10 protein-coding genes are annotated in these 12174 nt (G+C 71.4%); 6 read left to right on the forward strand and 4 right to left on the reverse strand.

The features are described from left to right. Positions 1–334 precede the first annotated feature (334 nt). Together CcI156_RS09935 and CcI156_RS09940 are read left to right on the forward strand one after the other, a co-directional pair. Complete coding sequence (locus CcI156_RS09935; protein WP_254847358.1) at positions 335–1168, forward strand: hypothetical protein; 834 nt, start codon at positions 335–337, stop codon at positions 1166–1168. After that, on the forward strand, positions 1165–2658 hold the full coding sequence (locus CcI156_RS09940; protein ID WP_023840254.1) for a hypothetical protein: 1494 nt from the start codon (positions 1165–1167) through the stop codon (positions 2656–2658). Before CcI156_RS09935 ends, CcI156_RS09940 begins: the two co-directional genes overlap by 4 nt. A 192-nt stretch (positions 2659–2850) precedes the next feature. On the opposite strand, the gene CcI156_RS09945 is transcribed toward CcI156_RS09940, so the two are convergent. Next, positions 2851–3516, reverse strand: coding sequence for a response regulator transcription factor (locus tag CcI156_RS09945; protein WP_011436856.1), 666 nt, complete (start codon positions 3514–3516; stop codon positions 2851–2853). Further along, the gene (locus tag CcI156_RS09950; RefSeq protein ID WP_011436857.1) at positions 3513–4934 is read right to left on the reverse strand and encodes a HAMP domain-containing sensor histidine kinase; all 1422 of its coding nucleotides are present in this window, start codon (positions 4932–4934) and stop codon (positions 3513–3515) included. Before CcI156_RS09950 ends, CcI156_RS09945 begins: the two co-directional genes overlap by 4 nt. A 276-nt stretch (positions 4935–5210) precedes the next feature. Here CcI156_RS09950 and CcI156_RS24750 point away from each other — a divergent pair, with 276 nt between their 5' ends. The 4 genes from CcI156_RS24750 (at position 5211) to CcI156_RS09970 (ending at position 9222) form a co-directional block, all read left to right on the forward strand. After that, the gene (locus tag CcI156_RS24750; RefSeq protein ID WP_139168514.1) at positions 5211–5630 is read left to right on the forward strand and encodes a hypothetical protein; all 420 of its coding nucleotides are present in this window, start codon (positions 5211–5213) and stop codon (positions 5628–5630) included. A 59-nt stretch (positions 5631–5689) separates the two neighbouring features. Beyond that, complete coding sequence (locus tag CcI156_RS09960) at positions 5690–7066, forward strand: ABC transporter permease (RefSeq protein ID WP_217697689.1); 1377 nt, start codon at positions 5690–5692, stop codon at positions 7064–7066. A gap of 103 nt (positions 7067–7169) precedes the next feature. Then, the gene (locus tag CcI156_RS09965) at positions 7170–7853 is read left to right on the forward strand and encodes an ABC transporter ATP-binding protein (RefSeq protein ID WP_076805384.1); all 684 of its coding nucleotides are present in this window, start codon (positions 7170–7172) and stop codon (positions 7851–7853) included. Between the two features lie 52 nt (positions 7854–7905). Next, positions 7906–9222 carry an ABC transporter permease gene (locus tag CcI156_RS09970; protein WP_023840251.1) on the forward strand — a complete coding sequence of 439 codons (1317 nt, stop codon included), beginning with the start codon at positions 7906–7908 and terminating at the stop codon, positions 9220–9222. An 82-nt stretch (positions 9223–9304) separates the two neighbouring features. Here the strand turns inward: CcI156_RS09970 and CcI156_RS09975 are convergent, their stop codons facing one another. Further along, on the reverse strand, positions 9305–10144 hold the full coding sequence (locus CcI156_RS09975; protein WP_076805385.1) for an alpha/beta fold hydrolase: 840 nt from the start codon (positions 10142–10144) through the stop codon (positions 9305–9307). A 3-nt stretch (positions 10145–10147) separates the two neighbouring features. Continuing rightward, on the reverse strand, positions 10148–12174 hold a 2027-nt coding region (locus CcI156_RS09980; RefSeq protein WP_254847359.1), incomplete at its 5' end, for a condensation domain-containing protein.

Raw genomic sequence — 12174 nt, forward strand, 5'->3', positions numbered from 1 at the left:
ACCGGAACACCCAGGACAGGCCRCCGGCTTCGAGTGCTTCCCCACGCCGAACTGCCTCTCCCMCCTCGGGATCTACCAGCCGCCATAATCTCACCGGAGCAGACGCAGCCGAGGCACGATGCCCATCACCTGCTGGCCCTGTAACCACCGAAGCCACAGGCAGCGCCGTGGTCGGTATGCCTGTTGGGCTGCGATATCGTGGCGGGCGCTGGAACGTGGCTGGGTATTCGGGGGGCCCGTGGGCGTCGCCATTGTTGATGCGGTCAAGCTTGCGAAAGACAACAAGCGTTCGTACGAGCAGCTCGAAGCTCGCTGTCGGCTGCTGRCCGGGCGAATGGCTGCCGAGACAGAGGCTCAGCAGCGGGCCCGTGCTGAGCTGTATGACGTGGCGCTGGTGCCGTTCCAGGAGGTGTTCAGTCGGCTGAAGAACGTCGATCTGGCTGAGCTCGCGGAGATCGACCTGCTGGTCGGCGGGGAGCTGCCGGACGTCGAACTGCGTCGGCTACGGATCAGCGTGGTCCAGTCACTGGGGGCGCTGGCTGCTGGGGCGGTGGCCGGCGCCGGGGCGGGTGGTGCGACGTTCGCGGCGGTCGGGGCCTTGGCGACGGCCACCACTGGGACGGCGATTTCAGGGCTGTCCGGTGCTGCGGCGACGAGCGCGACGTTGGCCTGGCTGGGCGGCGGGCCGATCGCCGCCGGTGGTGGTGGGGTCGCGGCCGGGACGACCGTGCTGGCGGGCATCGTGGCGGCGCCGGTGGTCATTGCTGTGGGCGGGGTGCTCGAGTGGCAGGGGCGCAGGGCCCGCACCGGTCAGCGCGAGACAGCGGCGCAGATCGCCGAKGCGGCGGCTGACTTCGGACGGGCGCAGGCGCAGGCGGCCCTCGTGCGTCGGCGCAGCCGGCAGGTCCGGGACATTCTCAAGGACCTGCGCGTCGCGATGACCGTCCGGCTGCCGCTGCTGGATACGCTCGTCACCGCCAACCCGGACTATGTGACCTACACGATCGAGCAGCGGCAGCGGGTGGCACAGCTCGTCGGGGTCGCCTCGACCGCGGTGACGGTGATGAGTACGCCGATCGCCGGCGAGGACGGAACGGTGGATGTGCAGGTTCGCCAGGTCGTTCTCAACGCCAAGCAGCGGCTGCTCGCCCTGCCCCGGCCAGCGTGACCACCTCTCATTCTGCCCTGCCTCACGGCAGACGCGAGAGGCATATCAGGCTGCTTCCCGGTGGGGCGGACGCCGCGGTCTGGTCGATCATCGACCAGACGACCCGCCGGACCGCGGCGGAGGTGGTCGAGACACTGAACGGCCGCGACACTGTCGTCAAGCTGGCGCGGCGGTATGCCAACCATGGCAATCCGCAGCGTGCCGGGCACCTGTTCGAGGTGATGCACGCGGTCGGATTCAACCGGCACGCGGCCCGCGCGGGCTCGACGGTACGCGCCCAGGTCCTGGAATGGACACAGGGCGGTCCGCAGAAYGGTCCGGTCGACATCCGGCTGTCTGACGGTGGCCGGATGGTCGCCGAGGTGCAGGCCAAACTCGTCGACCGGGTGTCGGACACGACCCGCCAGATCTCGCGATCCGCATATCAGGGCATGGGGCGACTGGTCGCAGGAGACCGGGTCGACGCCGTCCACGACCTGCTCGACCGGCGGCTGGGCATGAACCAGGAGGGGATCTACTTCGAGGGCTACGCCGACGCGGCGGCTTTCAGCACCGACCGGCTCACGCACGGGTCGGTGCACAGCGATTCGATCAGCTACCGGCAGACGCAGGACGCCGCCCACAACCCGGCCCGATGGGCCAACCACCAGATCGCCGCCGCAGCCGGGCGAGACATCGCCACCTCCAGCCTCGCTGGAGCCGCCGCAGGCGCGCTCGTCGGCGCCATGGTCACCACGGCCAGCGAGACCGCCCGGATCCGTGCCGGCGAGACCTCCGCTGGCGCCGCAGTCATCACGGTCGCTGGYGGCACCGCCCGCAACGCCGCCCGCTCCGGTGCTATCGGCACGATCTCCGCTTCCGTCCGCACCGCGGCCAGCAGCGGTCTTCTGCCCAAGGCGCTGGGCAGCGGTACCGTGCCCGCCGCCATGGCTGACGCCGTGTGGGCCGTCGCCGACGCCGGCCTGGACCTGGCCCGCGGTCGCATCGACCCCGGCGAGTTCGCTGCCCGCAGCGTGACGGGGACCGCCAGGACCGGCCTGATGTGGGCCGGCGGCCTGGTCGGGCAGACCGTCGTCCCCGTCCCCGTCCTCGGAGCCCTCGTCGGTGGTGTCGTTGCGCAGGCCACCGCCGCCATCATCATCCAAGGACTCCGGCTCGCGATCGTCGCGGCCCGCGCCGACGGCGCCAGCCCCGAGCTACTCGCGGTCCTGGAAGCCGAGACCGTCACCACCGCGGCCACGGCCGCGCTGATCGGCCAGGCGACCATGACTCTCGGCGAGGATCAGCGCACTCAGGTCACCCGCGCCGCGCTACCCGACCTCGCCCACGTCCAGACGACGCTCACCACCAGCGATCCCAGCACCGCAATCATCGAACTTGCCACCGTTACCTGCCACCACGCCAACCAGCCGCTGTTCACCACCCTCGACGAATTCAACCAGTGGATGGCCGACACCGACGCTCCGCTCATCCTCAACCCGAACTGGTAACCCGAACTGGTAACCCACACCGAGCGCGCACCACGTTTCCCCGATCCGGCCGGTGGCACACCGGCCGGGTCTCGAGACCACGTCATCGGGAGACAACGAGGACCGGAACGRCATCGTCGATCTGGCCAGGTAGGGCATCACGGCAGACGACGGCGAAAGACCACCCAGATTGCCCACGTGCGCCCCGCCGGGTCAGTCGGCCGGGATGATCCGGTAGCCGACCCCCGCGAGCGTCTCGATGACGGGCGGGTCGCCGAGTTTGCGACGCAGCCGTCCAATGGTGACCGAGACGGTCTTGGTGAAGGGGTCCGCGTACTCGTCCCAGACCTGTTCGAGCAGCCGCTCGGCACTCAGCGGGGCCGGCATCGCGCGCAACAGTGCCTCCAGTACGGCGAATTCCTTGGCGGAGAGATCGAGTCGCCGCCCGTCACGGATGGCGGTGTGGCGCAGTGGGTCGAGTTCGACACCGCCGGCTTTGAGGACGCGTGGCTGCGCGGTGGGCCGACGCCGGGCCAGTGCCCGCACCCGTAGGACGAGTTCGGGAAAGTGGAAGGGTTTGGGGAGGTAGTCGTCCGCGCCGAGGCTCAGCCCGGTGACACGATCGGCGCTGGTGTCGGCCGCGGTGAGCATCAGAACCATGGCCGGGTCCTCGGAATCTATGATCATCCGGCACAACATGTCACCGTTCAGGCCGGGGAGGTCACGGTCGAGCAGCACGACGTCGTAGCGGTTGACATCGAGTTTGGCGGCGGCGTCGAGACCGTCGTAGCTGACATCGACGGCCATGCCGTGGTCACGGAGGCCTTCGGCGATGTCGTCGGCGAGGCGGTGCACGTCCTCGACGACGAGCACTCTCACCGCGACCCCCCGGGCCTCACCGCGACCCCGGCCTCACCGCGACCCCCCGGCACCCTCGGCACCCTCGGCACCCCCGACACCGGAGCGCGGCCGACGAGCGGCATGGTGATGACGGCCCGCAGACCGCCCTCGGGTCGGGCGCTCAGGTGCAGAGCGCCGTCATGGGCCGCGGCGATCGCGGCGACGATCGACAGCCCGAGCCCGACGCTGCCGGCGGTCGTGCGGTCGGCGGCCAGGCGGCGAAACGGCTGCCCGAGCTGCTGGACGTCGGCGTCGTCGAGCGGCGGCCCGGCGTTCTCGATCGTCAGGTGGGCAATCCTGGCGTCATCCGTGCCGCCGGTGGCGGGGTGGCAGCGGACCTGGACCTGGACGTGGACGAAGCCGCCGGGATGGTTGTAGCGCAGGGCGTTGTCGAGGAGGTTGTCGACCAGGCGCCGCAGCAGCGTCGGGTTTCCGATGATCTCGACGGCCGCGAGCTGACGGTGGATGTGCACGCCCAGCTCGGCGGCGTGAGGTTCGCGGGCTGCCAGCGCGGCGACGACGAGGCCGGTGAGCGAGACGGCGGCATCATTGCCGGGTGCCCCCTGATGGGCCCGCGCCAGGGTGAGGAAATTCTCGATCAGCCGGTCGGCCTGGTCGAGTCCCTCGCGAAGCTTGCCGGCGAGCACGGTGACCTCCCGCGGCACGGGCTGGGGTTTGCCCTCGGCGACATCGAGCGAGGTCCGCATCATCGTGAGCGGGGTGCGCAGCTCGTGGGAGGCATTGGCGACGAAGCGTCGCTGCGCCTCGAACGCGGTCTCCAGGCGGGCCAGCAGCCCGTCTATGGTGTCACCAAGGTCGGTGAGTTCATCCTGCGGGCCGGGTAGGTCCAGGCGCTCGTGCAGGTTCTCCTGGGAGATCCGCAGGGTGGTCGCGGTCATCGTGCGCAACGGGCGCAGCACCCGGCCCGCCACCAGCCAGCCGAGCCAGATCGACACAACCGCCATGATCGCCAGTGCGATCCCGGACTCGACGAGCAACTGGTGCAGGTAGCTGTGGTGGACCTGCGAGGCGACCGCCGACGAGGCCCGTGGCGGGGCCGGTTGCCCGTTGAGTGGGCCGCCCTGGGTTTCCGGCATGCCGGTCGGGGTGGTGGTGATCTGGATGGTGGCGGTGACGTGCAGCACCAGAAGATACGTGATCGCCAGCAGCGCGGCGCCGGACAGGACGAACAAGCTGCCGTAGAGCAGCGTCAGGCGCAATCGGACCGTGCGCGGGAGCAGCCTCGCCCACGGCCACCGACGGAGGCGGGCGACCAGCCCGCTGGAACGCGGGGCGGCAGCGGCGGCTGACACCGCCCGCCGAGCCGGCTCGGGCGGCTCGGCGGGTGTACCGGACGCCGCGGCAGCCGTCCTCGCCCGCTCGGCCAGGTCACTCACGCTTGGCTGCCACCTCTCGCAGATCCCGCACTGAAACCACCGTGCGCTGAAACCACCGTGCGCTGAAACCACCGTCGCCTGTTGGCGCATGCGAACGGGAACCGGCTTCGGTGCGACCTTCCGCCCTCCCAGGATCCCACCCGCGCGGGTAACAGGGCGGTAACAGCTGACGTTGACCCCGTGTTGCCGCCCCCGTCATATCAACGTCCCAGTAACCGGACGCAGCCGAGAATCGGACCGAGCGCCGATCCCGCACCTGACGAGGACGTGAGCGAGATGAACAACACACCACAGGCCACACCACAGGCCATGCCGCAGACCACACCACAGACCATGCCGCAGACCACACCACAGACCAGAGCCGCGGACCGGTACCCCGCGACGCCCGCAGCGACGCCCGCAGCGACCAGGTGGTCTTCGGCGGCGCGCAGGACGGTCGGCGCCGCGGCGGTTGCCCTGTGCCTGCTCGGCGCCGCCGCGTGCCAGGGCTCGAAGACGTCGCCCGATCCCGAGCCGGCTACCAGCTCGCCGGCTACCAGCTCGCCGGGCACCGGCTCGCCCGACCCGGGTCAGGTTCAGCAGCAGCAACAACAGCAGGCCCCGGGTGGTGGATCGCGGCCAGATCTGGGTACCCCGTTCACGCCGTCCGGGCATTCGTCGGCGAGCCTGCCCCCGCTGTCCGGAAACGGGTCATGACCGCGCTCGGYACCCACAGGCCGGCCCACGCACCGGCGACATCCTCGAGCAGGTTCTTCGTGACCTACCTGCTGCGCGGCCTGCGGGGACGGGCCCGRCAGACAGTGATCGTCGCGGTCGGTCTGGCGGTGGGGGTCGCTGCGGTGGTCACGCTGACCGCGGCGTCGACGGGCGTGAGCCGGGCGCAGACCACGGTGCTCCACTCGCTATACGGGGTGGGCACCGACATCTCGGTGACGACGGCGGCCACCAGCGGCTCGGGTTCGAGCGGTTCGGGTTCGAATCAGGGCCTGGTCACGTCCGGGGACGCGGGCAAGGAGTTCTTCCGGCTGCCGCCCGGCCTCGGGCTACTGGATTCCTCAGCCCTGGCCCCGATCTCGAAGATGTCCGGCGTGGCCGAGGTCGCGGGCGGCCTGAGCGTGGGTGAGACGGTCGTCGGCCCGACGCCGTCCACCGGCGGGCTGCCCAGCCTCACCTCGACCAGCATCGACGGGGTCGATGTCGCGCACCTCAAGCTCGGCCCGTACGCCTCCGGCACGCTCACCTCGGGCCGGTCCTTCACCACCGCGGACGCCGACGCCGACCGCGCCGTGATCGACGCGCGTTACGCGGCCGCGCACCACCTTGGGGTGGGCTCGACGATCGTGATCGCCAAGACCCGCTTCACCGTGATCGGCATCATCAGCCAACCAGCCGCCAGCGACCCGGAGGACGTCTTCATCCCGCTCGGCCGCGCCCGGGCACTCGCCTCCTCCGCCCGGYCCGACCTGGCCGGGAAGCTCACCGCGATCTACGTGGCCGCCGCCGGCGCGGCCGACATCCCCACCGTGCACGACGAGGTCGCCAAGCTGCTCCCGAGTGCCACCGTCACCAGCTCGTCGGACCTGGCCAGCAGGGTCAGCGGGTCGCTGGCCAGCGCCGCCGACCTCGCGCGCGACCTCGGCCGCTGGCTGGCCGTGGCGATGCTCCTCGCCGCATTCGCGCTGGCCGCCCTGCTGACCACCGCCGCGGTGCGGCGGCGGGTTCGCGAGTTCGGCACGCTCAAGGCACTCGGGTGGCATACCCGGCGCATCATCGCCCAGATCATGGCCGAATCGCTCGTGACCGGCCTGGCCGGAGCCGCGGTCGGAATCGGGCTCGGGTTCGCCGGCGCCGCCGTCATCGACGCGATCGCCCCCACGCTGACCGCGGCCGTCGCCCTGAACCCCGGCTCGACACCACCCCAGGGCGCGCTGATCAAGAACGGCAGCCTCGAGACGATGACGCTGCCCGGCGGGGTGCACACCCTCAGCGTCCACCTGCACGCCACCGTCGGGGCCGCGACGATCCTGCTCGCGGTCGTGCTCGCGATCGTCGGCGCGGTCCTCGCCGGCGCGCTCGGCAGCTGGCGCGTCGCCCGGCTGCGCCCGGCCCACGCCCTCGTCCGCGTCGCCTGACCAGCCCACCAGCACACCAGCACACCAGCCCCGGCCACCCGCACCCGCTTACCGCCCTTCCCGAGGTCGAACCGAGCTTTCCCGAGATCGAATCGAGAACCCGATGTATACCCTTACCGGCGTTTCCAAGACCTTCCGCGCCCGTGGCAGCACCGTCACCGCGGTGCGGGACCTGAACCTGTCCATCGCCGACGGCGAATGGCTCGCCATCCAGGGCCGCACCGGCAGCGGCAAGAGCACCCTGCTGCAGCTGTTGGGCGGCATGGACCGGCCCAGCACCGGCACCGTCAACCTCGACGGTCAGGACCTGGCCACGATGTCCGAGAAACAGCTCACCGAGATCCGTGCCGCCCGGGTCGGCTTCGTGTTCCAGATGTTCAACCTCATCCCCACCCTGTCCGCGATCGAGAACGTCGAAGCCGCCMTCGTTCCGCTGCGCACCCCCGCCGTCCAGCGCCGGGAACGCGCGGCGGCAGCGCTGGCGGCCGTGGGCCTGGCCGATCGAGCCGGACACCTGCCCTCCGAGCTGTCCGGCGGCCAGCAACAACGCGTGGGGATCGCCCGGGCCCTGGTCAAGGAACCCAGCGTGCTGCTCGCCGACGAGCCCACCGGCAACCTCGACGTCGACACCCGCGACGAGATCCTCACGCTGCTCGAACAGATCTGGACCGCCAACCAGCTCACGCTCGTGCTCGTCACCCACGACAGCGCCGTCGCGGCCCTCGCCGAACGTGTTGCCGTCATGCACGACGGCAAGCTGGACATCACCGGTACGCGGATCGGGTGACCGGCATGTCAAACGCACGCCGCCGGTCGGCGAAYGCACGATCGGAGCCCTCATGTTCGTCCTGACCTATCTTCGACGTGAACTGCGGCACCGGTCGCGTCAGGCGATGCTCGTCGCCACGGGGCTCGCCGTCGGCGTCGGGCTCGTCCTCGCCACGACGGCTACCGCCGCCGCGGTCGACGACGCGCAGACCGCGGTGCTACACACGCTGAACGGGATCGGCACCGACCTCACCGTCACCGCCACACCATCGGCCGACCGTCGCGCCGGCGCGACCGGCAGCGGCAGCGCGGACGGCAGCGGCAGCGCGGACGGCGCGAGCAGCACGGGCCTGTCGGTGGCCGGCGGGGCGGTGCTGGATTCGTCGACGGTGCGGGCCATCGCCGGGCTGGCGCACGTCGCCGGCGTCGCGGACTCGTTGGTCCTGAGCGAGATCACCCTCCCGCCGACCGGCTCGGGCGGCATCCCGACCAGCACGAGGATCGACGGGATCGACGTCACGCGCCTGGGCCTCGGGCCAGCCGCGTCCGCCACGCTTCGCTCGGGCCGTTCCCTGTCCCGGGCCGACAGCCGCGGCGACGTCGCGGTCATCGACACCCAGTACGCCGCCGCCCACCACCTTGGCGTCGGATCGACGATCACCGTTGCCGGGACCCGGTTCGCCGTCGTCGGGATCGTCTCTCAACCCACGGCCACCGGCGCGGCCAGCATCTACCTCCCGCTCGCTGCCGCCCAGCGGCTGCCCGCCGGTCAGCACTCGGAGCCGCTGGCGGGGAAGGTAAGCACGATCTACGTCTCGGCGAGCACCGCGGCCGACGTCGGCGCGGTCGAAACCGAGCTCGCCGCGCTCCTGCCCTCGGCCACCCTCAGCAGCTCACGCGACCTCGCCGAGGCGGTCAACGGCTCTCTCGCCAGCGCCACCACCCTCATGCACGATCTCGGCACCTGGCTCACCGTGGGCGTGCTGTTGGCCACCGTCGCCGCCGCCAGCCTGTTCACCCTCGCCTCCGTAACCCGGCGGACGCGCGAACTCGGAACCCTGAAAGCGATCGGCTGGACCAGCTGGCGCGTCATCACGCAGATCATGGCCGAGTCCGGCACGGTCGGCCTCGCCGGCGCGGCGCTCGGAGTAGCGGTCGGCTACGCCGGCATCGGTCTTGTCAACGCGGTCGCACCGACCCTGACCGCCACCGTCGGCACCGGCACGGGCGCGCACAACCTCGCCGTGCACCTGAACGCACACACCGAGCCAAGCACCCTCGCGGCGGCGGCCCTGATCGCCATCGCCGCGGCCCTGATCGCCGGCACGCTCGCGGCCTGGCGCACGACCCGGCTGCGGCCGGCCCACGCCCTGGCCGAGGTCGAATGAACGCCAAGGCTCCCACGCACCTCCATCACCGGCGGCCGGGGCTCGATGACGGAACGGGTCAGCCGTGTTGATTACCGCGGCACTACGTGACGATGACCTGACCGGGCACTGCGCCGGTCGTTTGCCGAGCAAAGAAGCCCAGAATGGCCGAGTTCACTTCGGTGGGGCGTTCCAGGTAGCCGTAGTGGCCGCAGCCCGGAATTTCTTCGTAGGTGGCTCCCGGGATGGCCTCGGCGACTTCGCGGCACAKCGGTGGACGGACTATCAGGTCGTCCTGGAAGCCGATCACCAGACAGGGGCACTGGATATGCGCGAAGCCCGGCCGGCGGTCGGGGATGAGTTCCAGGCCCAGTTGGCCGCGGGCCGCCGAGAGGGTCACCGCGGAGACMTCGAAGACGTCGAGCCAGTCCCTGATCTGCCGTTCGTCGTTGAGCGTACGCGGCGAGAGGCTCTGCAGCGCATGCATGAAAGCCGCATAACGCGCAGGTACCGTGACACCGCTGTCGTACAGCTCTATTTCGGCTAGGGACATGGCGGTGGCCAGCGCGTCGGACCTGCCGCGGGTCGCCATCAGCACGGCCTGCCCGACCAACCGGGGCCGGGCGACGAGCAGCTCCTGCACGATCATGGCGCCGAGTGAGAAGCCCACAACCCGGCAGCCCTCGACGCCCAGATGCTCGATGAGGGCGGCGGTGTCGGCCACCATGTCGGCCAGCGTGAACCCCTCAGGCCMGGCGTCGGAGGGCGGAATGCCCCGGTTGTCCATCGTGATGACGCGGTAGCCCGCGGCTCGCAGCGCCGGCACCTGGTGGGTCCGCCAGACGCGCCCGGGGGCTCCCGTCCCGGTGACCAGGAGGACCGGCGCTCCCACGCCGTAGTCATCGAAGCTCAGGTTGATCCCGTTGATCCGAGCCACCGGCATCGGCTAGTCCTCCATCGCGATTTCCGCTTCCAGCTCCTCAAGCTGCTGCTGGGCCAGGCTGAGCAGCGGAAAGTCGGACGGGCTGTGCCCGCCGGCCCCCGGGCGGCCCGCCTGAGCGGCCAGCCCGGTCAGCATCGCCACCCACCCGTCGGTCAGCTCCCGCACCGCGTCCGGCTCGAGAAGACCGGCAGGCCACGACAGCGACACGGTGAGCTCGGGCCCGTCGGGCCCGTCTTCGACGATCCCGTCCGCCTCCAGCGCGTGCGCGACGGGCATCCGCTCGGGCATGTCCCCGCCCAGCGCCACCGGCTGCCACTCCTCCTGCCTGGCCGAGGTGGTGAACCGGCCCAGGTAGTTGAACCCGATCTGCGGCACCGGTGGCGCGGCCAGCGCCGGTCCCGTGACCACGTTGAGATAGCGCAGCACGCCGAAGCCCAGGCCATCGCCCGGCACCGCCCGCACCTGCTCCTTCACCCGCTTGATCACCACGCCCGCGGCATCGCCACCCGCCCGTACCTCGGCGAAGTCCACCCGACCCGGGTCCAGCCGGACGGGATGGATCTCGGTGAACCAGCCGACCGTGCGCGACAGGTCCACCCCCTCGGCCAACGGCTCACGGCCGTGCCCCTCCACATCCACCAGCACCGGGCCTGGCACCCCGCGCCATTCGGTCACCGCCAGCGACAGACCTGTCAGCAGCACGTCGTCGATCCCGGCGTGGAACACCGCGGGTACGGTTGTCAGCAGCGCCGCCGTCACGTCACGCGGCACCGGGACCGACACCCGCCGTACGCTCGACACCGTGTCGCGAGCGGGGTCCAGGGGACGCCCGCCCAGCGGCGGCTCGGGATCGGCCAGCAACCGCTGCCACCCAGGCAGTTCCGCCACCCGCGCCGGGTCGTCCGCCGAGCCGGCCAGCAGCCCCGCCCACCGGCGGAACGAGGTGCCCACCGGCTCCAGCGAAGCCCCCGTACAGGCCGCCGCCAGGTCCGGCAGCAGCACCCGCCACGACACCCCGTCGACCACCAGGTGGTGCGCCACCAGCAGCACCCGGCCGGGGGCATCCGGCCCCCGATCCAGCCACACCACCTGCAGCATCACCCCGGCCTCCGGATCGAGCCGCCGCGCCGCCGACCGGCCCACCGCGGCCACCAGCGAGGTCAGCTCGGGCCCGGTCAGACCGGCGGCGTCCACCCGGTGCACCGACGAGGAGGCGTCCAGACCAGGCGGCGGAATGTCCAGCCGCCACGAGGCGACGTCCGGGCCGGGGCACACCAGCCGCGCCCGCAGCGCGTCGTGCCGGTCCACCAGAGCCTGGACCGCCGTGACCAACCGGCCCTCGCCCAGCCCAGCCGGCACGATCGTCAGCACCGACTGGGAGAACCGGCGCAGCCCGGTCCGCTCGGCCACCCAACGCATCACCGGGATCAACGGGACCTCACCGACGGCCAGGTCGTCGACCGCCGGTCCGGCGGGCCTGCTCTCCGCCACCAGCGCGAGGCGGGCGGGCGTCTTGTCCTCGAACACCTGCCTGGGCGTGATCACCATGCCCGCACGGCGGGCCCGGGCCACCAGCTGCATCGACATGATCGAGTCGCCGCCGAGGTCGAAGAAGCTGTCGTCGGCCCCGACGTACTCCAGGTGCAGCAGCTCGGCGAACAGCGCGCACAGCGCCTCCTCGACGGGCGTCCGGGGCTCCCGGCCACCGGCCAGGCCCGCGAAGTCGGGAGCCGGCAGCGCGTCCCGGTCCAGCTTGCCGTTGACCGTCAACGGCAACGCGTCCAGCAGCACTACCGCGGAAGGAACCATGTAGTCCGGCAGCCGCCCGGCCGCGAAGTCCCGGAGGTCCGAGCCGTCCCCGGCGGTTCCGGCGGTCCCGGCGGTCCCGGCGAGATAGGCCACGAGGTGCCGGTGGCCGGGCTGGTCCTCACGCATCACGACGGCGACCTGGTCGACGGCGGGATGCCCGGACAGCACGGCCTCGATCTCGCCGGGCTCGATCCGGAAACCACGGATCTTCACCTGCGCAT

This window comes from Frankia sp. CcI156, from assembly GCF_001983015.1.
GTDB lineage: Bacteria > Actinomycetota > Actinomycetes > Frankiales > Frankiaceae > Frankia > Frankia casuarinae.

What these genes read in the sequence shown, in the direction of transcription:
- CcI156_RS24750 (WP_139168514.1), top strand. Translation starts at nt 5,211, where the DNA reads ATGAACAACACACCACAGGCCACACCACAGGCCATGCCGCAGACCACA.
- CcI156_RS09970 (WP_023840251.1), top strand. Translation starts at nt 7,906, where the DNA reads ATGTTCGTCCTGACCTATCTTCGACGTGAACTGCGGCACCGGTCGCGT.